Origin of the sequence: Brumimicrobium salinarum (assembly GCF_002844555.1) — a bacterium.
GTDB classification, from domain to species: Bacteria; Bacteroidota; Bacteroidia; order Flavobacteriales_D; family Crocinitomicaceae; genus Brumimicrobium; species Brumimicrobium salinarum.
In genome coordinates, this window is the sequence record NZ_PJNI01000008.1 from 39,657 (window position 1) to 64,553 (window position 24,897).

A 24,897-nucleotide genomic window follows, 5' to 3' on the forward strand; every position below is an offset into this window, starting at 1 on the left:
GTATGATGTGAGTTTTTAGACTTTGTTACATCATCTTAGGTGTGAATTGTTATATTTGGTATTGTACTATTACATGTAAAATGAAACTTCATTTTAATATCTTTTTAATTTTTATTTTATTCACCTTTCTTCAAAGCTGTGGAGTTCATTACGGAAATGGTTTTAAGCGAAAGTTAAGTGTAAAAAAAACGAAACCTCCACAGTTGAGTAAAGTGATGCATCAAGATAGTGTTTTAGTAATTCTTGATAAAAAACAAACTCAAAAAAGTGCCTTGGTTAAGTTAAAACCTAAAAATCCTCTTTCATTTCCAAAAACAGTAAACAAGCATTCTGAAGTTAAAAATAGAGAAACATATTCTACTAACATAATTGATCCTAAAAATCAAAACTCTTCATACGCTCAAATAGACATTTTTAAAGAAAAACCAGAAATAGATACTCACAAAACTTCTATTGACACCCAAAAAGTATATAATGAAATTGAAAAGGTAGATGATCCTTCCAAACCAATAAACCGAGCGTTAAGAATACATCCCATCATAATCGTTTTAGCCACACTCTATTATTTTTATTTGCAATTAATAGGTTTAGGAATCGTCTTCTTTGTTGGTTTATATGTTCTATCGATTGGCGGAACACTTTTCTTGGCAATTCCTGTTTGGCTCTTGTTAGGATATCTAGTGACTGCTGTACATTTATATTTCGTTTCACAACTTTTTGAAAGAACCGATGGCTCAGGCACACTCACCATGAGAGAAGCTTTAAGGAAAACTATATTAATATTCTTTGGTTTCGTGTTGGCTTGTTTGGCTTTGTTTCTGATATATTGGTAGTTATATTTTATTTTTGCGTTGAGTCAATATTCATTTTATAATTCCTCAAACATCATTATATCAAACAGTTCCTCTTTGATGTGAGGTTTGAAAATATCATGTCCAAACGGAAGAAGTTTTAACTGGTCTAATTGTTTCACCTTACTTGCGAATTGTTTTGCGCTTTTGGGAGTTATTATTTTATCGTATTCTCCAACAATTAAATTAAAGTTTACTTGATGTTTTTGAAGCACTTCTTTTACTTTTTCTTCAGACGGTCGTAATTTTCTAAATGCGCTCCATGTCTGGTAAGCTCTTTCAAACTTTTCAGGATCAGAGGTGTAAAAATCTAAGAAATCAACAATTTTTGGATCTATTAATTTTAGCTTTGATAAAACCTTTGAAATGCTCATTAATTCTTTAGGTTTTTTAACCCAACGTCTGAACAATTTTCTAGTCCACCATTGGCGTTGTGACCAACTATAAAAGTTATTATCATCAAGTCCGTCTGGAGCAATCAAGAATAAACTTTTTACCCGGTGCGCGAAAAAGGCAATGCACTCAATGTAAATCGTCCACCTTGAGAATAAGCAACCCAATGAAAATTGTTTACAGCTTCTTGAATTAATATTTTTTCCAACAATTTTTCAACATGTTTTGATGTAATGAAATCCTGTTCGATTCGGTGAGGTGAAAAAGTAGAAAAGTCGTGCAAAAATAAATGAATAGAAATGATTTTTCGGGTATCTTTTTGTAAAAACTTGAAATCCTCAGCAGTTCTACCATTCCCGTGAAAACAGAGAACAGAGGTATCTCCATCTCCGTATACTTCATAAAAAAGATCAAAATCAAGATGGCTTACTTTTCTTAGATTTCTATTATTTTTTTTCATTTTAAAAGCTTCCTTCAAATTTATTCTTTCAACAACTATTTTTAATGTTTAGAAATTATTTAAAAAATAGCGGATAAAAAGTTATGCACACCTATAAAAGTAGTAAAATTGAATTAAATTTGTGTCCAATTTGTATCACGCTTTAACATGAAAAGCAAAAAGAAAAATTGGAATGCCTAAGAACGAGAAGATTAAGTCGATTTTAATTATTGGAAGTGGACCTATTGTAATTGGTCAAGCCTGTGAATTTGATTATTCAGGATCGCAAGCAGCACGATCATTGAGAGAAGAAGGAATTGAGGTAACTTTGATTAATTCAAATCCCGCAACAATTATGACTGATAAAGTGGTTGCAGATAATATTTATTTAAAACCACTAGAACCAGAAAGCATTCGTGAAATTATCGAAAAACATGATATTGATGCCGTTTTGCCTACCATGGGTGGACAAACTGCGCTAAACCTTGCCATTAAATGTGATGAACTGGGAATTTGGGAAGAAAACAACATTGATATTATAGGTGTTGACATCGATGCAATTGAAGTAACGGAAAATCGTGAGGCTTTTCGTAATTTGATGCACGAAATTGATGTTCCAATGGCACCACAAAAAACAGCAAAATCTTTCCTAGAAGGAAAAAGTGTTGCTCAGGAATTTGGATTGCCTTTATGCATTCGTTCCTCATACACCCTTGGTGGAGCAGGAGCAGGAGTCGTTTATGATGAAAAAGAATTTGATAATCTTCTAGACGCTGGTTTGCATGCCTCTCCAATTCACGAGGTGATGATTGACAAAGCTTTGATGGGATGGAAAGAATACGAATTGGAATTGTTGCGTGACAAAAACGACAACGTTGTGATTATTTGTTCTATCGAGAACTTTGATCCGATGGGTGTACATACCGGAGATTCGATTACTGTTGCACCTGCAATGACACTGTCTGATTCTACTTTCCAAGAAATGCGTAACATGGCCATCAAAATGATGCGTTCTGTAGGTAATTTCGCTGGAGGATGTAACGTACAGTTTGCAGTTTCTCCAGATGAAGAAGAAAAAATCATCGCAATTGAAATTAATCCACGTGTTTCTCGTTCATCAGCATTGGCTTCGAAAGCAACGGGATATCCAATTGCTAAAATTGCAGCTAAATTAGCGATTGGTTATACATTAGATGAATTGGATAATCAAATTACAAAAACTACATCTGCTTTATTTGAGCCGACATTGGATTATGTAATTGTGAAGATTCCACGTTGGAACTTTAATAAATTCCCAGGAGCCGATAGAAAATTAGGTTTACAAATGAAATCTGTAGGTGAGGTGATGGGAATTGGCCGTTCTTTCCAAGAAGCACTCCAAAAAGCTTGTCAGTCTCTAGAAATCGGAAGAAACGGATTGGGCGCAGACGGCAAGGAAATTACAGATCAAAATGAAATATTAGAAAGTTTAGAGTTCCCAAGTTGGAACAGACTCTTCCATATATATGATGCGATTAAACTAGGAATTCCTTTTAATCGTATTCATGAAAAAACGAAAATCGATGTTTGGTTCTTACGTCAAATTGAAGATTTAATCAAGTTAGAACGTAAAATTGAATCAAAAACGCTTGATAATCTACCTAAAGAAATGCTTTTCGAAGCAAAACAAAAAGGTTATGCCGATCGTCAGGTAGCTCACTTATTACGTTGTTTAGAATCAGAAGTTTATGCTAAGCGTGAAGAACTTGGTATTCAACGTGTTTACAAATTAGTAGATACTTGTGCAGGTGAATTTCCCGCTCAAACACCTTATTATTACTCAAGTTTTGAATTAGAAAACGAAAGTGAGGTTACAGATAAAAAGAAAATCGTTGTTTTAGGATCTGGTCCAAATAGAATTGGTCAGGGAATTGAATTCGATTATTCTTGTGTGCATGGTGTTTTAGCTGCGAAAGAAGCAGGATACGAAACCATCATGATTAACTGTAATCCAGAAACTGTTTCAACGGATTTCGATACAGCAGATAAATTGTATTTTGAACCTGTTTTCTGGGAACACATTTATGACATTATTCGTCATGAAAAACCAGAAGGAGTAATTGTTCAATTGGGTGGACAAACCGCTTTGAAATTAGCTGAAAAACTTGAACGATATGGCATAAAAGTTATTGGAACAAGTTATGATGCGCTCGATTTAGCTGAGGATAGAGGAAGGTTTTCTCAATTGTTAAAAGACAATGATGTTCCTTATCCAGAATTCGGAGTGGTAGAAAGTGCCGAACAAGCATTAGAATTATCCGATGATTTAGGTTTTCCATTGTTGGTACGTCCATCTTATGTACTAGGTGGTCAGAAGATGAAAATTGTAATCAACAAAGAAGAATTAGAGCATCATGTGGTTGATATTTTACATGATATGCCTGAAAACCAAATTTTATTGGATCACTTTTTAGGAGGAGCGATAGAGGCAGAGGCAGATGCAATTTGTGATGGAGAAAATGTTTATATCATAGGAGTGATGCAGCACATCGAACCTGCTGGAATTCACTCGGGAGACTCTTATGGAGTTTTACCACCTTACAATTTAGGTGACCTTGTAATGCAGCAAATTGAAGATATCACAAAAAAGATTGCTGTGGCTCTTGAAACAGTAGGATTGATTAACATTCAATTCGCGATTAAGGACGACAAGGTATATGTAATTGAGGCTAATCCAAGAGCTTCTCGTACAGTTCCATTCATTGCTAAAGCTTATGATGAACCGTATGTAAATTACGCAACGAAGGTAATGTTAGGCGAAAATAAAGTGACTGATTTTGATTTCAAACCACGTAAAGAAGGTTATGCGATTAAGATTCCAGTATTTTCGTTTAATAAATTCCCGAATGTTAATAAGGAATTAGGGCCTGAGATGAAATCAACGGGTGAAGCGATACGTTTCATCAAAGATTTAAAAGATCCTTTCTTTACAAAAATATTTGCAGAACGTAACTTATATCTTTCAAGGTAATAAGTCAAAATATTTAAAAATAGAGGTGGTCGTACAGATGATCACCTCTTTTATTATCACTCAACGTCATTATTTCATCAAACTATTTCATTAAAAATGTTTTTATTAAGTGTCACGGGTACGGTTCGAATGATTTTAATAATCATCGCTGTTTTTGTCATCATTCGTTTCATCGGTCGATTGTTAATGGCTAAGAACAGTTTGAAAGATGAAAAAAATATCATCAGAATAACGAAAGCTATCGAAAAGCGAAAGCTAAAAGTGAGCAAGAAAAAGGAAAGATACATATTGTTGATGGACGATACCGAGATGCGGAAGATGTATCTTTTGAGGAAATCAAAGATGATGAAAAAAAAGACAAAAAATAATTTGATCTTAAGGGTTTGAATTCCAGTTGGATTTAAAAAGGATTAAAAAAAAGATACATTATTTTTAAAAAAAGTCTTGCAGAAGGAAAAAAGTTACTTATATTTGCACTCGCCTAAGGAAACAACAAAGGCACTTACAACGGTAAGAAAACACAGTTTGAAAAAGATAAAGTAACTTTGTAAATCAAGGTTTGAACAATACAAAATAAAGCAACTTCGGTTGTCTCTGACTGTTGTCAGAAAATAAAGTTTATTTTGGTCTGGTAGTTCAGTTGGTTAGAATACCTGCCTGTCACGCAGGGGGTCGCGGGTTCGAGTCCCGTCCAGACCGCATTGACGAAAGTCAAAACAAATCAAAAGCCCTTGAAACGCACGTTTCAAGGGCTTTTTCATTAATACCCCTTAACAAAACATTCAATTTTTCACACCCAAGTTGGTTACCTGTTCGGTTACCTCCCACTTATCTTTGAAAAAAGGTAACCGAATTAAATCGAATTGCTCATTAACAAAGCGATTCAGAGGTATGTTTTATACACTTTTAAAGAGTTTTGATTGCAAATAATAGTATTTGCTGGTTACCAAAAATTTAAAAAGTATGAAAACGAATCAAACATTTACAATTTTGTTTTGGTTATTCAAAGCCAAAATGCGAAACGAAAAAGCACCTATCTACTGCAGAATTACAGTAAACGGAAAAAGAGCACAGTTTTCTCTTAAACGTTCTATAAAACCAGAAAAATGGAATTCATCATCAGGAAAATTAAAAGGAAACTCTGAAGAAGCACGAATTCTAAATAGCTACCTCAATAAAGTAAGAAGCGAGTTACATAAACATTTCAATTTGTTAGAAGCAAAAGACGAATTCATTTCTGCCGATACAATTAAAAACAGCTATTTAGGAATTAACGAAGAAGAGAGAAGCCTAATTGAAACATTTGAATACCATAATAATCAAATGAAAGAGTTAATCGGTATAGATGTCGTAAAAGCTACACATACAAAATTTGAAACCGTACTCAAAAAACTTAAAATCTTTATGAAGAACCATCATAAACGATCCGATTTAGCATTAAAAGAGCTAAATCATAAGTTTGTAGTTGATTTCGAATACTTCTTAAAAGTAGATCAAAAAATCGGTCACAACACCACAATGAAATACATTCGGAACCTCAAGAAAGTAATGAACATGGCAGTTACCAATGATTGGTTAGCAAAGAATCCATTCGCTAGTTTCAAATGCTCCAATAAGAAAGTACATAGAGAAATCCTCACTGAAGATGAATTACAACTATTGACTGAAAAAGAATTTACTATACAACGTCTGGAGGAAGTGCGCGATGTTTTCTTATTTTGTTGTTATACCGGCTACGCCTTTGTTGATGTTGAAAAGCTAACACCATCCAATTTAGTACGAAACATTAATGGTGAACTTTGGATTTATACCAATCGTCAAAAAACAGGAGCAACTTCAAACGTTCCTTTGTTAGCTCTAGCATTAAAAATTGTTCAGAAATACAAAGAAAATCCTTATTGCGAAGCGAAAGGAAGATTACTGCCTGTTAAATCCAATCAAAAGATGAATGCCTACCTCAAGGAAATTGCTGATATATGCGGAATAAAAAAGAAACTAACGATGCATATCGCACGCCATACCTTTGCCACAACAATTACGCTGTCCAATGGAGTACCCATTGAAACCGTTTCAAAACTATTAGGCCATACTAAACTTGCAACAACTCAAATTTACGCCAAGGTAATGGAGCATAAGGTAAGTGCTGATATGAGTAGTTTAAATGAAAAGTTGAATTATCAAAGGGAAGGAGAGAAGGATGATCAAACCAAAACCGTTTGATGTTTTAAGAGTAATTCCCATCCTTTTCACCGACTGTAAAACATTGTTTGAAGCTTCACTATTTATTTAGTAAATAAACGTTGAATGTTCTTATAATCAAATATTTTAGAACGTATCTGCACATTTATACGTAGGAGTAGGTATATCAATTTAAATATTTACTATTATGAAGAATATCAAAGTAATGATAGGTCAGTTACACACTGATTTAGAGGAATTGGGTTATTCTGAGCATACGGCTCATATTAACAGTGAAAAAATTCTAAATTGTTTAACAGAAACACTACAAAAAGTACGTTTGTATGTCCTCAAAAATGGATTCTTAACAACTCGAGATGAAATTCATTTTTTTGAAGATGTAAGGCCCGAATTAGTATCTAGAATTACTTACATAACTTTCGTTATGGAGTATCAGATTGTTAGCCGTTATTGTGCGGAGGTAAGAGAAAATCTCATTAAAAAAATGACCAATGACTTCACACAGCTAATTAGTGATAATAAAAATCATATTATTCAAATGAATCGGGGCTTGGAAGAAGATAAACGAAAGTTTTTTATTCGTAAAAATTTTCGACCTCCAATAAATAATTTGGGAAATCTAGTTCGAATGGATTCAGAATTCACTACATACCATAGCCTTTTGATTCAAAAAATAAAATCAAATGAATTAATTCATAATTTTTTAAATCAAGTAAAGAAAGAACCCAATACTGCACTTTCAAACTTGAAATGGACTGGCAAAAAAGTATCTCTTATTGAACTTATGTATGCTCTTTATTATTCAGGTGTATTTAATAACGGGAAAATGGATATAAAATCTTTAACAAAATCTTTTGAGCATTTTTTTAACGTAAAGTTAGGCAATGTTTATAGAGCATTCAATGAAATTAAAAACCGTAATGAACCTACAATTTTTTTAGATATATTGAAAACATCAATTCAAAATAAAGTCGATGAAGAAGAGGGGTATTATCCCGAATAGTCATATTTATTTTACCGTATGTGGGGAAGTGTTCGGTATTAAACTCTTTTAAATCATTCAAATTTGCATAGAACAAATCATAATACATTATTCTATGGCAACTACAGTTTTAACAACAGATGATCTTCGAGAGTTCAAACATGAATTACTAGAGGAAATTAAAAGCCTCATTAATGAGGAGAAACCAGAACCCAAAAAATGGTTGAAATCTTCACAAGTCCGAAAGATGTTAAGCATCTCTTCTGGCACACTTCAAACCTTGAGAGTTGATGGTGTAATACCATTTTCGAGAGTAGGAGGGAGCATCTACTATGCGTATGACGATATCGTCAAAATTCTCAAGGAAAATAAAGTAGTGAACCGTTAATCGTGGAAGTAAACTACATTAAACAACTCACTGAAGTAATGGGTAGGTTTTCAGATGACGAACGTCTGAATCCTACTCATGTGAGTTTGTATTTAGCTTTGTTTCTGCTTTGGAACCTGAATCGGTTCAAGAACCCTATTTCTATAAATCGTTCTGAAGTGATGAGAGTTTCAAAAATAGGCTCAAATGCAACATACCATCGTTGCATTAAAGACCTTCACAATTGGAATTACTTTGAATACATTCCTTCAAAAAACCCTTTCAAAGGCAGTTTAATTAACATGTTCATTTTTAAACCAAGTCCTAAACAAGCTGTAAACAACAACAGTCTCAAAACTGAACAAGTACCCGAACAAGTAGTGGAACAAGCTCTAGTACCTTATATAAACAGTATAAACAATACAAAGAATATAAACAAGAGTAAACGGAGTAGAGACGATTTGCAATCGTACGATTCGTCCAAATCCAAAAGTTCCAGTAGGAACGATTTGCAATCACCCAAAAAAAATAATTCAAAACCACCCACCTCAAGAAAAAGATTCGTTCCTCCGGAACTTGATGAGGTAAAAACTTATTTCAAAGAAAAAAGATCATCATTTCAGCAAGCCGAAATGTTTTTCAACCATTTCGAATCCAATGGTTGGATGGTTGGTGGCCGATCAAAAATGAAAAACTGGAAAGCAGCAGCCCGGAACTGGATCACAAGAAGTGAACAATACAAAGCACAAAAACGAAGCCCGGCACAACAACGTTTACACGTCAACGAAAACAAAGATTATTCTGAACCATTGTAAAATTCAAACCATGAAAAAACTCACGCTAGTGCGAGATTTCATCTCGTACTACTAAAAAATTAAGACATGAAAAAACCGTACACAGTCAAAAACAAAATGCGCCATTTCAAGTTTCACGATACTTTACATTTCCTCCAAAATGTCGGAAAAGAAAAGTATGGCCAAGAATTCCGATTCCACAACGAGGACATAAAAATTCTTCACAAGCTCATCATTTACATGATCCACGAAGACATCCAATGCAAAAAATATGGAATTGACCTCAACAAAGGAGTTTTACTAACGGGGCCAGTTGGATGTGGCAAAACATCTTGGATGAATATTATTCAAGTTTTACTATTTCAAAATCAAACCTTCCAAGTCAAATCAACGCGAGACATCGCTTTTGAATTTAACCAGGAAGGATTTTCAACAGTACTCAAATACGGCAATCGCAACAAAACACTCTGTTTGGATGATATCGGAGTTGAGCAAAACATCAAATTTTATGGAAACGAATGCAACACCATTGCCGAAATTCTCTTAAAACGTTATGACCTCTTGATAAATCATCAAGTCATTACCCACGCCACAACCAACCTAACAGCAAATGAAATCGAAAACATCTATGGAAATCGCGTCCGCTCAAGACTCAGAAAGATGTTCAATCTCATCTCATTTCCTGCGTCCACCAAGGACAAAAGGAAATGAGCTAATGAGATGAAATCCTGACCAAAGCGTCTGGATTCAATCTCAGCTGCTGCGAGATTTTATCTCGTAGCTAAATGTTATCAATCTGTAAGGGCGTTTTGCAAAACGCCCAAAAATTATAAAATAATTTTTCTATGAAAACATTGAAGCTTAATTCAAAAGGCCAACAAGTAAAACAACTCCAACTCCTCCTCAACATCATCCCTGACGGAATCTTCGGTCCACAAACCCAACAATCCGTTATCTTCTTCCAAAAATCACAAAACATAGCCGTAGATGGAATCGTAGGTCCAATAACCTGGTCATTACTCTACGACGGTTGGAAAATGATAAACAACCCAAACGATGAAGAATCACTTTACGAACAATACCTACTCCCAAACTACGCATACCATAACCAACCAACAGAAAAGAAATCAATATTTCTTCATCACACAGCAGGTTGGCAAAATCCATATCGTGTAATAGATCACTGGGGCGAACGACCACACAAAGTAGCCACCGAATTTGTCATTGGCGGACAATCCATTCACAACGACAATTCAGATCACGATGGAACAATTCTCAAAGCAATCCCCAATAATGCTTGGGCATGGCATTTAGGAATTGGCAACCATCCAGTCCATAGCCAAAGCATTGGCGTAGAACTTTGCAGCTTCGGTAGATTAACAAAAGGCTACTTCAAAAAAGACGAGAACAGAAAACCAAAACCAATCGAAAGAGCTAAAAACTCCTACTTCACTTACGTTGGCCAAGAAGTAGATCCCGAACAAGTCGAAGAACTTGTCGAACCTTTCAAAGGTTTTTCCTATTATCATAAATATTCTGACAACCAGTTGCAGTCGCTTAAAAAACTCCTTCAACACCTTGGCAACAAACACAGCATCGATATTCGCGAAGGATTACCGAACCTCATCCGAAAGAAAGGAGTTAAAGCATTTGAAGTTGAAAGTAAGAATATGTGTTTGAATTTCCCTGGTATTTGGTCTCACGCCAATGTGAATAGTCTGAAGGATGATGTGGCTCCACAGGAGGGGTTAATTGAAATGTTATTGGGGGTGTAAAAAATAAAAGGGAATGAACGAGCGTCCTATTCCCTTTTAAACCTAACCTAACCACCTAAATCACGACCAATATAAAGATAAAAATTCAATTTTATAGAAAATTCTCAAGTCGAATTTGATTTGGTTAAATTAAATTATTATTTTGACACGTACTCTACTAAATTACTTAACCGAAATGGCGAACGATTTATTTAAAAAGGCAAAAAGACTTATAGAAATTCAAGAGAACAAAAAAGGTCAATGTTTTGTGTATGGTTGTAGAAATAAAACTATTCAATACCATCCTACACTAGAATCCAAAATTATTAAAGGATTATATGAAAAGGACAAGGAGAATAAGGAAACTGTATTCTATTTGAAAGATAACCCAAAATATACTCCTGAATTGTTGACAAAGAAATCATTGGAAAATATAGAGCCTAAGAGAAAGTTGGTGAGCAGAAATATTGAAAAATCTTCTCTTTTGATTGGATTTTGTAAGCGGCACAACTACGAGATTTCTAATAAGCTAAATAATGCGTCATACAAAAACGAGAATAAAATAAATTTTCTTCATGCCTTTAGTGCTTATGCAAGCTATACATCTAAATCGAAAAAACAAATCTCTTTAGGATGTACTGAAATGTTAGATGTTTTAGAAAATAAAGAAGAACAAATGACACCTTGGAAGGAGTCACTTTTACCAATGGTTCAAAAGGTGTTAGATGATATACCAGATGACTTTTTTATAGGTTTTGGGACGATGGAACCATTAACCGAAGTCTTAGATCAAGTTGTTGAAGCAATTGAAGAAACAGAGTTCAGTGTAGCTATAACTCACATACAAGAACAAATCAATGATAAAAAATTGTATCCAATGACAGCAACAGATTTTAAGACCAAAATAAAGCTTTTAGTTCATTCTATTTGTTTAAGTGATAAGTGTCCCGTTACCCATTCAAAATATGATTTAGATTTCTTTATGATGATGTTTGAAGGGGTAAAAAAAATGGAGAGTAAGGTGAATTTAATGTGGTTATGCAATAAATATGATGAAATGACTTATGTTTCTCGATCTATAAAAGGGATTTATGGGATAGTTGGTAGCTTTGTTTACAAATTAAGCGACGAACAGTTAGTAACTTTGTCAATATTTCCTGAATATGAAAAAGGGAGGACCCAAGTTTTACAATCCAGTCTCAAAGACAACGGTGTAGATTTTAAAAAAATAAAAGAAATGGATGAGTATGAATACCGTCAACTCATTTCTGTAATCATAGCAGATAGTGGATCTAATATCTTTATGAGCCCAAGTTTCTTCTATAATCTGGAAACAGATATCCAATCTAGATTTCTGGATAAGGAAGGTGATGGAAAGCGTATAAATATTTTTACAGAAAACACAGAGTTAGAAGATAAAGATCAAATTATTCTCAATTGACAAAAGCTGTAAATTATTTAAAAAAAAAAACTAGCACCATTAAGTCGTTTCTGTTTGATACAGAGATATGTATTTGAGTATGCCGAAGTTTGCCTCCTTGCCGCTGAGAGGTTATATCTAGCAACAAAGTGCCCTCATTTCACCAAATTTCCTATCTTTAGCCACAATACAAACCAAAAGACATTAATTGGTATTTACAACCTATTAAAAAAGCCCATTCATTAACACTTTAACACTGCGGCTTGAAACTAAGTAAAGGAGTATGAATAAAAAAGACCTCTCAGAATCAGATATAAAAGCAAAGTTCATTACACCAGGGATATTAAAAGCTGGTTGGGATGAACATACACAAATTGGTCGTGAAATTTATTTTACTGATGGAAGAATCTATGTAAAAGGAAAAATGACCCGAAGAGGTAAACGAAAGTTTGCTGATTATATTCTGTTTTATAAACCCAACGTTCCTATTGCAATTATTGAAGCTAAAAGCAACTCACACAGCATTCGAAGTGGAATTCAACAAGCTTTGGGTTATGCAGAAACACTTGATATTCCTTTTGTATTTAGTAGTAATGGAGACGGATTCTATTTTCACGATAAAACAGTAACGGACGGTGAAATTGAAAAAGAAATATCATTGGATGAATTTCCATCACCAGCTGAACTTTGGGAGAAATACAAAAAGTTTAAAGGAATAAAAACGGAAGAGCAAGAAAGAATTGTTTCTGAGGATTATTTTTCTGACAACTCTGGAAGAACGCCAAGGTACTACCAACAAATAGCCGTAAATAGAACTGTTGAAGCTGTGGCCAAAGGTCAGCAACGTATGATTTTGGTGATGGCTACGGGAACAGGTAAAACCTACACAGCTTTTCAAATTGCCCACCGTTTGTTTAAGTCAAAAGCGAAAAGAAAGATTCTTTTCTTAGCTGACAGAACCGCTTTGGTTGACCAAACTTTAAGGGGTGACTTTAGGCATTTTAAAGATGCAATGACTGTCATTAAAAAGAAGGTCGTTAATGTGGATGGTAAAGACACCTTGGTTTCCAACAATAAAAGAGGAATAGATTCTGCCGATAAAGCTTTTGATGTTTTCTTAGGGTTATATCAAGGGTTAAGTAATGCAGAACCTGGAGTACCAGATGCTTTTAAAGATTTTACCAAAGACTTTTTTGATTTAATTATCATTGATGAGTGTCACAGAGGTAGTGCCAAGGAAGATAGTAAATGGCGAGAAATATTGAAATACTTTGATTCTGCTACTCATATCGGATTAACCGCCACGCCTAAAGAAACAGAAGAAATTTCCAATCAAGATTATTTTGGGGAACCAATTTATACCTATTCCTTAAAACAAGGAATTGATGATGGTTTCTTGGCACCATACAAAGTAGTGAAAGTCACCTTAGATGTTGATGCAGAAGGTTGGCGACCTCCAAGTGGTTATCTCGACAAGAATGGAGAACCTGTTGAAGATAGAATTTACAACCGAACTGATTTTGACCGCAATATTGTAGTTGAAGAACGACGGAAAATCGTAGCAAAAAAAATCACTGAATTCCTTAAAGGATACAATCGATTTGCAAAGACAATTGTTTTCTGTATTGATATTGAACACGCTGAAGGAATGAGAACAGCCTTGATTAATGAAAATCCTGATTTGTTTAGTGAAAACAATAAGTACATCATGCAAATCACTGGAGATAACGCCGAGGGGAAAAGAGAATTAGACAATTTCATTTCGCCTAGTGAAAAATATCCTGTTATAGCTACAACTTCTAAATTGATGACTACGGGTGTTGATGCGCAAACCTGTAAACTCATTGTTTTAGACAGTAACATTGGTTCGCCAACAGAGTTTAAACAAATTATAGGGAGAGGAACACGATTAAACGAAGAATACGATAAAACGTATTTTACCATCATGGATTTTAGAAATGCGACGGACCATTTCGCAGATCCTAATTTCGATGGAGTTCCTGAAATGATTAAAGAGGCAAATCAAGAGGAAGATCTTTCAGGCGCTGATGACATTGAACCTGATGAGCCGATAGTTGATGATTTAGATGACAATAACGAAATCGATTTTGATGAGCCTGAAGGGTATCCAGAAGTAGAAGGCGGTGGAGGTGTAGTAGAAGATCCACGAGAAAAAACCTATGTAGATGGTGTAGAAGTCACTATAATGGGTGAGAGTGTTCAATATTTAGATGAATCTGGAAAATTGATCATCGAATCTTTTATTGACTATACCAAGAAAAGTGTGAACGAGCAATACCGAACTTTAGATGATTTTTTGAGCCGATGGAACAGTGAAGAAAAGAAAAGTGTTATCGTTAAAGAATTGGAAGAGCAAGGAATATTCTTTGAAGAATTAAAGAAAAAAGTAGGAAAAGAATTTGATCCTTTTGATTTGATATGTCACGTAGCGTTTGATGCAAAGCCTTTAACGCGAAAAGAAAGGGCAGATAATGTAGTAAAACGAAACTACTTTACTAAATATGGAAAGCAAGCTCAAGAAGTAATCAAAAAACTACTTGAAAAATATGCTAAAGACGGAATAGTAACCATAGAAAGTACGGAAGTTTTAAGATTAGACCCATTAAATGAATTAGGAACACCAGTCGAGTTAATTAAATCTTTTGGTGGGAAAGTAAAGTATCTTGAAGCTTTAAAAGAGTTAGAAAACGAATTATATAAATTAGCTTAATTATGAATATTTATTTAAATGAATTATGCTGTGCTTTTAAAGATGTTGATGAGAAATATTATTCAACACAAGCTTTTTCAGGAAACTGGAGAGAGCTTGAGCCAGAAAAAAGAAAAAAATATTTTCAGCATATTGAAAGGAATTTCGCATATGAATTATATCACCAGTGGAAAATTATCAGAACTAATAGTGTTTTAGAAAATGGGAAAGATGAGTTAACATTAAACGCCGAGATAGGTAAAAATGGAATAAAGCATAAATTCGTGTCAAATACAGTATATCCTGACTTAGTTTTGCATCAGGGACAAATGGAAACTGAAATGCATAAACAAATTATTTTTGTTGAAATAAAAACTGATCCTAGTATAGATAAGAAAAAGCTAAAAAAAGATTTGTGTAAATTAGAAATGGCTGTAGGAGAATCATTAAACTATCAGAATGCAGTATTTGTAAGTATAAATTCTGATTATAATAAATTAATTAATAACATTTATAATATTATTAATGATTTTAGTGAAGCTTCTTGTAATAAAATCAACCTACTAACAAAGAGGGGTAATGAGGTGATTTTTGTAAGTTTTGAAAGTATTAAACAACAAAATTCACTAACTAAAGAATCTTGACTGATCATCAATTACTTACCGAATGAAAATCGACTATTAACATTAATAATACAAAATGACAAACGTATCCGCTGTAGTTAGCAGCATAAGAAATATAATGCGACAAGACAGAGGAATCTCTGGAGACGCGCAACGATTAGAGCAACTCGGTTGGATGTTGTTCTTGAAAATTATAGATGATAAAGACCAAGAATTTGAAATTATTAAAGACGATTATGTTTCAGTAATCCCTGAAAAATTTCAATGGCGAACCTGGGCAGCAGATGCCGAAGGAATTACGGGTGATGAATTGTTGGAATTTATTGACAGCAATGCCGAAGGAAACAGAGGTTTGTTTGCAACGTTGAGAAATCTAAGCAGCAATACCAATCCAAAAAGAGCAGCGATTGTAAAGGAAGTTTTTGAAGGTTCTAACAACTTTATGAAGTCGGGATATGAGATGCGTAAAGTGATCAATAAACTGAATGAAATTGACTTTAATAACTCAAAAGATAAACAAGTATTTGGTGATATTTATGAAAGCATTTTAGTTGAATTACGTGATGCTGGAAATAAAGGAGAATATTATACCCCTAGAGCAGTTACGCAGTTGATGACCCAAATGACGGATCCTCAATTAGGAGATAAAGTACTCGATCCTGCAGCTGGAACGGGTGGTTTCCTCACAGAAGCCATTGAACACGTAAGAGAGAACTATGTGAATACCGTAAAAGATGAACACATTCTTCAAAAAAGTATTTCTGGATGGGAATTAAAACCCGTGGCTTATGTTCTCGGATTAACCAATTTAATTCTTCACGATATTGACATTCCCGAATACCTGTATAAAGACAGTTTGAAAGTAGAATACAACGCCATAAAAGCAAAAGACAAAGTAGATGTCATTTTGGCCAATCCTCCTTTTGGTGCCAGCATTGCCGACGGTGTAGAAACCAACTTTCCGTCTAGTTACAGATGCAAGGAATCTGCGGATTTATTCGTCATTTTAATGTTGCAACTTTTAAAACACGATGGACGCTGTGCCATTGTTTTACCTGATGGTTCCATTACAGGTGATGGTGTAAAAGCACGTATCAGAGAGAAACTACTTACCGATGCCAATTTACACACCATTATTCGTTTGCCGCAATCTACATTTTTCCCCGCAACGGTAAGCACCAATCTTTTGTTCTTTGAAAAAGGTGAAAAAACAAAAGATATTTGGTACTACGAACATCAATTGCCAGCAGGTCAAAAGTCTTACTCTAAAACAAAACCTGTTCAATTTAAAGAGTTTCAGCCAATTGTTGATTGGTGGAATAACAGAAAAGAATCTGATGTGGCTTGGAAAGTGAATGTGAAGGATTTGAAAAATTGGGATTTGGATATAAAGAATCCGGTTGTGGAGGAGGAAGAGAAGATGATGACGACATCCGAAGCTCTTGAGAAATTAAATAATTCAATAAATACGAGTCGGGAATTAGTAAAAGACTTGACAAAATATTTAAGATAATTATGGGTAAAGAATTTAGAATCAAAGATTTTTTAATACGAATTAAGGATCAAATTATCATCGAGGATGATACTACTTATAAGAGAGTAACTGTATCAGGAAATCATAAAGGAGTAAAGTTAAGAGATGAAGTTATTGGAGCATTAATAGGAACAAAAAAACAATTTGTGATTAAGGCTAAAGATTTTATTTTATCTAAGATCGATGCTAGAAATGGTGCTTTTGGTATTATCCCTGATGAATTAGATGGAGCAATTATTACCGGAAATTTTTGGACTTATTCAGTGGATACTGACTTGATAGACACAGAATGGTTTTTTTACTTTACGCACTCATATAATTTTATTCAAATTTGCATTGAATCAAGTACAGGTTCAACACATAGGAAATATCTAGATGAAAAAGTGTTTTTAAATCATAAGATTTTTGTTCCCGAAATTAAAGAGCAAAAACAAATGGTTAAGAGGTATAAAAGTAGTTCGAAAATATCTAAAAAATTGTCTTTAGAAATTTCTTCACAAAAAGAATACCTATTCCAACTCAAGCAATCCATTTTACAAGAAGCAATTCAAGGAAAACTCACAGAAGAATGGCGAACTGCTCGACAGGCTCAAGAGTCACCATTGGAAGAGGCAAGTGAGTTACTCAAACGGATAAAAGCTGAGAAAGCCCAACTCGTCAAAGAGAAGAAAATTAGAAAAGAAAAAGCTTTGCCGCCTATATCAGATGAGGAAATTCCTTTTGATTTGCCAGAGGGGTGGGTTTGGACAAAGTTAGGTGATATATGTACTAAAACTGGTTCAGGAAGTACGCCAAGAGGTGGGAAATCAGCCTACATAGAAGCTGGAATACCGTTCATTAGATCCCAAAATGTTTATGATGGCGGTTTAAGATTAAGTGGTGTTGCATATATCCCAATGGCCACACATAAAAAAATGAAAGGAACAAAAGTTCAAGCTGAAGATTTATTACTCAATATTACAGGAGGTTCTATAGGTAGATGTTGTATTGTACCAAAAGATTTCAAAACAGGAAATATAAATCAGCATGTTGCTATTATTAGAACCTTAATAAAAAGCAATGGATACTTTATTCACAAGGTTGTTTGCTCTCCCTATTTTCAAAATATGATTTATGAAGCACAAACTGGAGCTGGAAGAGAAGGATTACCAAAGAATAAAATGGATAATATACTAATTGCATTACCGCCACTGGAAGAACAACAAGAAATCGTAAAAAAGGTAGAGGTTTTAATGGAGCATTGCGAGGAATTAGAAAAAGAAGTAGCAGAAAGTGAAGCCAATGCACAGATGTTGATGCAGGCGGTTTTGAAGGAGGCTTTTGAAGGGGAGATTAAAAAGGAAATGGTATGAGTGATTGTTATAAACATATCTTAAGTTAATTTTAAAATGGGAGATTCACCACATATATTGAAAAGGGGTTCTTTGTTTGCAATGTTCTGTCTATCCTATTTGCCTTTGTTTTTATTGCTTGCAATTAAGATTTTATTTGAAAAATTTAATCGTTTCAAATTTGTTGAAATCAGCTTAGACTCAATAAAATTATTTATATCTGAATTTGGCTTTTTAGCTTTACTTACTTTCTTGACTGTTTATGCTATAGTTGGAACGAAATTAACTTTTAAGAATATTTCTAAGAAAAAAAGGAATGCTTTTCCTGTAAAAGTCACATCTATTAGACCCAAAAATGAAGAATCATTATCTTATTTGGCAACATACGTTATTCCTTTAATGATTCAGGGAAACATTGATACATATAATTACATTGTTTTTTCGATTCTATTTTTTATTTACTACAAGTTATATTCAACTTCTAGTTTAATATTGATTAATCCAATACTAAACATGAAATATGGTTTGTTTGAACTAGATTATATACATTGCTCTAATAACAAAGTAAAGAGAAACGCCTTAATCATATCAAGTCAAAAATGGATTGAGGAAGAGGAGGAGTTAAAACTTTTAAAATTAAGCCATCGGTTATATTATGCCTATAAAAACTAGAAAACTAAAGATATAAAATGGAAGCGACAGATTTGTTAGAAGAACTAAATGAATATACAGAAAGTGAAACAATTCACATGTATATTATTGAAAGAAAGAAAAAAGCAGGTGTTAAAACAAAAGCAAAACCATCTGAAAAATTTGAATATGTACCTTTACAAGTAGATTTAAGTGAGGAATTAGCTCCAAGTATCCAGGACATGCTCAAAAAAGTGATCAATAAAAAGGTGCGCGATGACATTGAAATAAAAGAATATCAGGTAATAGATGATACAGAAGATAAGATTCAGACTTACAAGGATCTCGGAAAGATAACAGGTTTTAAAGAATTTTTGAATTCAAGATTAGGAGGAGAGATTAAAGCTCTAAAGTCCTTTGAAAAATTAGCTGAATTAGAAAAGGCATGGGCTATCTGCTATGGCTTTTACAGTTCTGAAAAACAGGATTGGTTGTACTGTATTAAGAAACTGGCGCCTAGAAATATGGCAGTAGATCAATCTTTATCAAAAAATCTCAAAGGTGCTATGAAAAACTCAATTAATTCAGTTTTTGATACCACAACTAGCACTCTAAAACCAATGAACGGTTTCTCTATCAATATCGAACCTAGTATTGATATGATTTATTTTGATCAAAATATTTATATATTCAACAAAAAAGGCTTTGAAGATATAACAAGCCTAACTGAGGAATTCATAGAATTGAGTAAGGAGTTGGTTGAAGAGGTTAATGATATAAATTTCGTAAATGGAATAGAGCACATTTCGTCTGTTATATTAAGTAAGCCATCATTTAGAAATAAACTTATCAAGGCTAAAGATATTGGGAATATCGATTTTTTAAAAACCTGTAAGAACTTCAAATTGGAGTTCAATCGAGCAGGAAAGAAATTGAAAATTAAATTCTCTTACGATGTTGATGGGAAGATAAATGCTAAGGACGAAGAAGAAGCTAAAAACATTATCCAAGTTATAAGCGAGTTTTACAAAGAAGGGATTTTTGGAGGTAAAGTTTTCGAAACCGCAGCTGGGAGGTTGAAAAAATAGATTTTTTAAGTAGGGAATTAATATAGAAATGGTATGACGGACATAAATCAAACGAAGCTAGCCACATTACTTAATGATACAGGGTCGATTGTAAAAGAACACCGAAAAAATATAAGAGAAAAAGGCGAAGATTTTAATATCTTTTCTGTATTGAAAATGGAAGAGGATGAAACCAAAACACATTCAGGAATGATTGTGGCGTTGTTAGATCCTAATGGGAATCATTATCACGGCCAAAGATTTTTAGAATTGTTTCTTAAAGAAATCGGTTATGAATATGAGGATGAAAACCTAATTTTGGTAAAAGTTAAAGCTGAACATAATTTGGGGAAAATTCCAGAAGATTATTTAAGTGGAGGCTCCATTGATATTTTAATCAACTTTCCTTCAGGAAAAGCAATAGCTATAGAAAATAAAATTAAGGCTGGCGATCAGAAAAACCAGATGTATAGGTATAGTTTGTATAAAGGAGCAGACAGTAGATTATATTATCTAAATCTTTATGGTGAAAAACCAACAAAGAAAAGTCTTTATAAATTATCAGACAAAGATTATGATATCATTACTTATAAAACTCATGTCTTAAATTGGTTGGAGAATTGTTTGTTAATAGTAAAGCCTGGTTCAATAGTTGAAAATGCAATAAAACAATACAGAATTTTAATAAAAAATCTAACTCATACAATGGATAATAACCTAGAAGTTAAGCTAAATAAGCTAATTGAAAACAATCTAAAAGAAGCAAAATATATTCACTCACACTTCCGAAAAGCTGTTTCTAACATTAGAGAAAAACTTAGAATTGCAGTTTGTGAAGAAATAAATAATAGGAAGTTAGATGTGACTGCACGTCCAGGGAACGATACTTCTCATGTTTACTCACAGATTTGGTTGAACTCTGAAAAGCTTCATGTTAAGGATCTACAATTTGGTTTAGAGTCATTCTCGGGAAAAGGACATAATCATGGACGTATTTTTATAGGTGTATTTGATAGAGAAAAGGAAAAGGAGTATGAAATTCTAAGTGATGGCGATTATAGATTGAATTCTTCTTGGCCTTTAATTAGAGATATAAAAACACCATGCGATAATCATTTGAATTTGTCCAGTATAAAAACGCTTGAGAAATTGTTAGATGATGCTGATTATTTTAATGAGATGGTCGATGAGGTTGTAAACCAAGTTAAGGATTTTGTTGAGTTATATCATTAGTAGTGCTTTTGAGGAAATGAAAAGGTGTTGTTTGATTTGAATCATTCAGTTTTTAATTCCCCTAAAGGAAAGAACTTTAAAAAGAACATCAAACATATAAGAGATGAAACGTATTAGTCTGTAAAACGTGAAGAATAAGTTAAATTTGTTTTTTATCTTCAATTAAATCTAAAAGTTTTTTCGCTTCAGATATTATTTTAGAATGTTCTTTTATGAGATCAAATGAAATTACATCATTTTTATGTTTTAATTGAACAATAAACCTTCCATTTATTAACATATATGCTCCTCCATGAAAATGACTGTCAGTGATTTTAATTTGATTTATTTCTTCATTTTTTCTTGGATTATCAAAGGCTCTATGTGCTGTTAATTTATGTCTTAGTGGGATAAACCTTAGTATTTCTGGCATTTCAATTTCATAAGAGATTCCTAAATCTGTAACACTATCGCTTTTGGCATAAAAATAAAACTGTCCCATTCTATTTAAATAAGCAGTAAGCTCATGTCTCATAGAGTTAATCGTGATCCAATTTTGACTTCTAGCTTGATCAGTGTATTTATCTTTTACTATAGGATTTAAACTTTGATGAAGTCTATAATAGTTGTTAAAATGGTAAACCAACCCCTCAATAATTGTCCTTTCGTTATAATGCATTTTGTCTTTACTTTTATTAGTTATCCTCCCAATCCATCAACCTTCCCTCAAATTCCTTCATCAACTTAGAATTATTCTGATACATCACATTTTGCTGAATCAGCTCCTTTAACTTTTCAGAAGCTTCTTTTTTACTTAAAATACCTTGTTCTATCAATTGGTCAAAAATCCATAGCATTCCATGGTATTCTATAGCTACTTTCTTGGCGTGATTGCGAATAACTTTGTCGCTGCTCAAAACGATTGCTTCATGTTTTTTGGCAAGGAATAATACGGTTTTGTCAACTTCGGATAAGGCACGAGGGTAATTCGTATTCATTATTTCAATTCTTTCAGCAGAAGCTATGGTGTGGATTGTTAGCTTCCCAACACTCACAAAAGCATCGAGCACGTTTCTCTGTTCTGGATATAACTCGTTGAGTACATCTAATGAAGTGTATAATTCTAAATCAATAGAAAAGAAAGATACGGTTAAATTTAGGTCGTGCAAATCAATAAAGATACACGCATCGGTAATGGCTATCTTCATAGATTCTTATATCATTTTAGTGTTTGCTTTAAATGCTGCAAGCGTCATGTTTTTAAGTGCTGCCGCTTTGCTCATGGAAATCAATTCTTCCACAACGGCTCTGTATATTAATTGGTCAAAACGCCCCGATTCTTCGTGTCCATGATATTCAAAAGGCTCATCAACCCTCCAATTATTATCATCCATCATTTTAAAGAATTGTCGTGTATAATTATTATTTACAATTTTGCAAACATTAGCCCGCATCACAATAGCTTGCATGGATATTCCGTATTGCTTCTTGATATTGCCCAATTCATTCATAGATAATTGCTTTCTGTGTTCACCCAATTCTTGTTTAATTGCAGCCTCGGGCAATAACATTGCTCCCGCAAACTGATGACACAAAGTTTCAATTTGTTTATGGGTTAGGCTCTCATTAAAGTCTAACAGTAAATGTCCCAATTCATGCAATAAGGTAAACCTCAATCGGTCTTTTTTATTATCCATTTGGGTTTCATTGTAGGCAATTACAGGAATATTTCCATTGGCATAAGTTTGTAAACCATCAAAATTGCCATCAGCTTTAATTTTTAAAACTTTAATGTGTTTATCCTCTAGTAGTTCAGCGATGTTGGGCATGGCATTATTACCAAGTTTCCATTCTTTACGCAGAGAATTAGCCGCATGATTTACATTGGCATAACCAGAAACTGCTGGATAATCTTCCAATGGGTTTACAAAATTATTTTTTATCCCTAAAATTTCTTCTATTTCAAGATAGCGAGAAAGATAGTCCTTGGTTTGCTCTTGAATTCTGGTTTCTTCTTTTGCAGGTATTTTTAGTTTACGATATTCCACTTTTCCAATCTCTACGGTCATAGGATTAAAAAAGAAATCTGGTCGTACATTAAATATTTTACTGAATTCAGCAATCATTTCACTATCAGGAATTACTTCACCTTTTTCATAGCGATAAATAGCTTGCCTAGTGATTTTATTATTGAGTTTGTCAACAACGTCCTGTAAAGATAGTCCACTTAACAATCGAGCTGATTTAAATCTTTCCGCGAAAATAGTATTCATTGTTTTTGGTTTTAATTAAAACAAATATAGGTGTTTTTTAGTTTACAAAGTTTATTTCGTATAGATTTTAACATGTTTATATTGGTTGAATATCTGTGTTTATAATCATTTTATAAAGGATTTATAGAAAATAGGCAACCTTTGTAAAGTTTACAACGTTATTTGTTTTTAATATTTTGTAAACTGATAAAAATTATATATAATTGAATAGACGTCCAGTTCTTTCGGTCGAGAAGTGAGAGAATAATGTAAACAAAAACTTAATTAAGATGGCGAAAGACGCATCCGGTAAGAAGTTCAATAGAGTTCCTGCTCACACTAAAAAAGTAGGTGGAAAAACTATTAAAGTTAAAGAGCATATCCGAAGTAATCGTAAAGATTCAAAAGGATAATTAATGTTCTTAAAAAGAGCGAATCTCCTCTGCTCTGGAAAGGAGAAGTAAATAATAATTTTAAATCATACTTATGATGAAAAACTTACAAAAATCAAATCAAGTTAGTGTTTGTCACAAAAACAGCTGTGTACATGCAGCAGGTGAAAATGCTAAAATGATTACAATGGGCGCAACATTAATGTTGGTGCTTATTGGAATTGCAGTATTACTAAAATCTGCATAATGATAATTGGGAAGGGAGAAAGACTTCCTTCCTAAATTTTAATTTTTATAAAAACAAAAACGCTTATGAAGCACGATTACTTTAAATATTATAATTCAAAAACTTTACTAACTCTTATTGTATTGATATTATCCCCATTATTATTAATCAAAGAGTATTGGCTATTGTCCATTTCTAGTATTGCGGTATTAACTGCAATCTTGATGTTTATTTCTACCTATTTATGGAAGTACAAGCCTTTCAAATACATTTTCTGGATAGATGATTTTTCTGGTAGGTATGAAGGGTTTTTACATTTTCAATATAAAGATGATCAAGGAAATCTGAAAACAGGAAAATTACCTCATGTTAAAACGATTAAACAAAATGGTCATGTAATTACCATTACATCTTCTACAATGAAAGAAGGTGGCGTAAAATCATCAAAGTCTGTAAGTAAAGCATTGTCAATAGAGAAGACCAAAGATGAGCAACATTTTAAGTTGACCTATGACTATTTGAATGAAGGAAGTACTGAACAGAACTTCTCAAAACATGAGGGTACAGACATAATTGAGTTTATCAGAAATGGAACTGAAAAAACATTGGCAGGCGGATATTACACTGGAAGGGAACCTTTTCAGACAAAAGGAGAGTATTCAAAACTTAACTGGGTCAGCAACGACCTTAATCACGAATTTTAATATAAAT

At 33.4% G+C, this 24,897-nt stretch carries 24 protein-coding genes and 1 tRNA gene; 20 read left to right on the plus strand and 5 right to left on the minus strand.

Annotated features, from left to right (window positions below):
• Nucleotides 1–80: 80 nt before the first annotated feature.
• On the plus strand, nt 81–833 hold the full coding sequence (locus CW751_RS07935) for a hypothetical protein (RefSeq protein WP_101334474.1): 753 nt from the start codon (nt 81–83) through the stop codon (nt 831–833).
• Between the two features lie 35 nt (nt 834–868).
• Here the strand turns inward: CW751_RS07935 and CW751_RS07940 are convergent, their stop codons facing one another.
• Complete coding sequence (locus CW751_RS07940) at nt 869–1,333, minus strand: hypothetical protein (RefSeq protein ID WP_101334475.1); 465 nt, start codon at nt 1,331–1,333, stop codon at nt 869–871.
• Nucleotides 1,334–1,344: 11 nt separating this feature from the next.
• The gene (locus tag CW751_RS07945) at nt 1,345–1,704 is read right to left on the minus strand and encodes an alpha/beta fold hydrolase (protein WP_101334476.1); all 360 of its coding nucleotides are present in this window, start codon (nt 1,702–1,704) and stop codon (nt 1,345–1,347) included.
• Between the two features lie 172 nt (nt 1,705–1,876).
• On the opposite strand from CW751_RS07945, the gene carB reads away from it, so the two are divergent.
• The 16 genes from carB to CW751_RS08030 all read left to right on the plus strand — a co-directional run bounded on the left by carB (nt 1,877) and on the right by CW751_RS08030 (nt 21,337).
• Nucleotides 1,877–4,693, plus strand: a complete 2,817-nt coding sequence (gene carB / locus CW751_RS07950) for a carbamoyl-phosphate synthase large subunit (RefSeq protein ID WP_101334477.1) — start codon at nt 1,877–1,879, stop codon at nt 4,691–4,693.
• Nucleotides 4,694–5,318: 625 nt separating this feature from the next.
• Nucleotides 5,319–5,392: transfer RNA gene (locus tag CW751_RS07960), tRNA-Asp, on the plus strand.
• A 264-nt stretch (nt 5,393–5,656) separates the two neighbouring features.
• Nucleotides 5,657–6,913: a site-specific integrase gene (locus CW751_RS07965; RefSeq protein ID WP_101334479.1), complete on the plus strand. Its 1,257-nt coding sequence runs from the start codon at nt 5,657–5,659 to the stop codon at nt 6,911–6,913.
• Between the two features lie 166 nt (nt 6,914–7,079).
• A complete protein-coding gene (locus CW751_RS07970) occupies nt 7,080–7,895 on the plus strand; it encodes an RteC domain-containing protein (RefSeq protein WP_101334480.1) in 816 nt (271 codons plus the stop codon).
• A gap of 94 nt (nt 7,896–7,989) precedes the next feature.
• On the plus strand, nt 7,990–8,262 hold the full coding sequence (locus CW751_RS07975; protein WP_101334481.1) for a helix-turn-helix domain-containing protein: 273 nt from the start codon (nt 7,990–7,992) through the stop codon (nt 8,260–8,262).
• A 2-nt stretch (nt 8,263–8,264) separates the two neighbouring features.
• Nucleotides 8,265–9,056 carry a transcriptional regulator gene (locus tag CW751_RS07980; RefSeq protein WP_101334482.1) on the plus strand — a complete coding sequence of 264 codons (792 nt, stop codon included), beginning with the start codon at nt 8,265–8,267 and terminating at the stop codon, nt 9,054–9,056.
• A 66-nt stretch (nt 9,057–9,122) separates the two neighbouring features.
• Complete coding sequence (locus tag CW751_RS07985; protein WP_101334483.1) at nt 9,123–9,746, plus strand: P-loop NTPase family protein; 624 nt, start codon at nt 9,123–9,125, stop codon at nt 9,744–9,746.
• 134 nt (nt 9,747–9,880) lie between these two features.
• Nucleotides 9,881–10,810 (plus strand): peptidoglycan recognition protein family protein, encoded by a 930-nt coding sequence (locus tag CW751_RS07990; RefSeq protein ID WP_101334484.1) that lies wholly within the window; start codon nt 9,881–9,883, stop codon nt 10,808–10,810.
• A gap of 175 nt (nt 10,811–10,985) precedes the next feature.
• Nucleotides 10,986–12,230 (plus strand): hypothetical protein, encoded by a 1,245-nt coding sequence (locus CW751_RS07995; RefSeq protein WP_101334485.1) that lies wholly within the window; start codon nt 10,986–10,988, stop codon nt 12,228–12,230.
• A 262-nt stretch (nt 12,231–12,492) separates the two neighbouring features.
• Nucleotides 12,493–14,940, plus strand: coding sequence for an EcoAI/FtnUII family type I restriction enzme subunit R (hsdR, locus tag CW751_RS08000; RefSeq protein ID WP_101334486.1), 2,448 nt, complete (start codon nt 12,493–12,495; stop codon nt 14,938–14,940).
• Between the two features lie 2 nt (nt 14,941–14,942).
• Complete coding sequence (locus CW751_RS08005) at nt 14,943–15,563, plus strand: hypothetical protein (protein WP_101334487.1); 621 nt, start codon at nt 14,943–14,945, stop codon at nt 15,561–15,563.
• Between the two features lie 55 nt (nt 15,564–15,618).
• A complete protein-coding gene (locus tag CW751_RS08010) occupies nt 15,619–17,055 on the plus strand; it encodes a class I SAM-dependent DNA methyltransferase (protein WP_101334488.1) in 1,437 nt (478 codons plus the stop codon).
• A gap of 2 nt (nt 17,056–17,057) precedes the next feature.
• Nucleotides 17,058–18,428: a restriction endonuclease subunit S gene (locus CW751_RS08015; protein ID WP_101334489.1), complete on the plus strand. Its 1,371-nt coding sequence runs from the start codon at nt 17,058–17,060 to the stop codon at nt 18,426–18,428.
• A 36-nt stretch (nt 18,429–18,464) separates the two neighbouring features.
• Entirely contained in the window at nt 18,465–19,079 is a 615-nt protein-coding gene (locus CW751_RS08020; RefSeq protein ID WP_133122165.1) for a hypothetical protein, read from the plus strand.
• Between the two features lie 77 nt (nt 19,080–19,156).
• On the plus strand, nt 19,157–20,125 hold the full coding sequence (locus CW751_RS08025; protein WP_165779256.1) for a Kiwa anti-phage protein KwaB-like domain-containing protein: 969 nt from the start codon (nt 19,157–19,159) through the stop codon (nt 20,123–20,125).
• A 33-nt stretch (nt 20,126–20,158) separates the two neighbouring features.
• The gene (locus tag CW751_RS08030) at nt 20,159–21,337 is read left to right on the plus strand and encodes a PDDEXK-like family protein (protein WP_101334492.1); all 1,179 of its coding nucleotides are present in this window, start codon (nt 20,159–20,161) and stop codon (nt 21,335–21,337) included.
• Between the two features lie 139 nt (nt 21,338–21,476).
• Here the strand turns inward: CW751_RS08030 and CW751_RS08035 are convergent, their stop codons facing one another.
• Genes CW751_RS08035 through CW751_RS08045 form a run of 3 tightly spaced genes read right to left on the minus strand, consistent with a single transcriptional unit; the run spans nt 21,477 to nt 23,589 of the window.
• The gene (locus CW751_RS08035; RefSeq protein ID WP_101334493.1) at nt 21,477–21,995 is read right to left on the minus strand and encodes a hypothetical protein; all 519 of its coding nucleotides are present in this window, start codon (nt 21,993–21,995) and stop codon (nt 21,477–21,479) included.
• 16 nt (nt 21,996–22,011) lie between these two features.
• Complete coding sequence (locus CW751_RS08040) at nt 22,012–22,524, minus strand: PIN domain-containing protein (RefSeq protein WP_101334494.1); 513 nt, start codon at nt 22,522–22,524, stop codon at nt 22,012–22,014.
• A 6-nt stretch (nt 22,525–22,530) separates the two neighbouring features.
• Nucleotides 22,531–23,589: a helix-turn-helix domain-containing protein gene (locus CW751_RS08045; RefSeq protein ID WP_101334495.1), complete on the minus strand. Its 1,059-nt coding sequence runs from the start codon at nt 23,587–23,589 to the stop codon at nt 22,531–22,533.
• Between the two features lie 269 nt (nt 23,590–23,858).
• Here CW751_RS08045 and CW751_RS15830 point away from each other — a divergent pair, with 269 nt between their 5' ends.
• The 3 genes from CW751_RS15830 to CW751_RS08050 all read left to right on the plus strand — a co-directional run bounded on the left by CW751_RS15830 (nt 23,859) and on the right by CW751_RS08050 (nt 24,890).
• Entirely contained in the window at nt 23,859–23,981 is a 123-nt protein-coding gene (locus tag CW751_RS15830; protein ID WP_262484522.1) for a hypothetical protein, read from the plus strand.
• Between the two features lie 73 nt (nt 23,982–24,054).
• Complete coding sequence (locus CW751_RS15390; RefSeq protein ID WP_165779257.1) at nt 24,055–24,207, plus strand: hypothetical protein; 153 nt, start codon at nt 24,055–24,057, stop codon at nt 24,205–24,207.
• A 65-nt stretch (nt 24,208–24,272) separates the two neighbouring features.
• Nucleotides 24,273–24,890, plus strand: coding sequence for a Cap15 family cyclic dinucleotide receptor domain-containing protein (locus CW751_RS08050; protein WP_133122166.1), 618 nt, complete (start codon nt 24,273–24,275; stop codon nt 24,888–24,890).
• Nucleotides 24,891–24,897 lie beyond the last annotated feature (7 nt).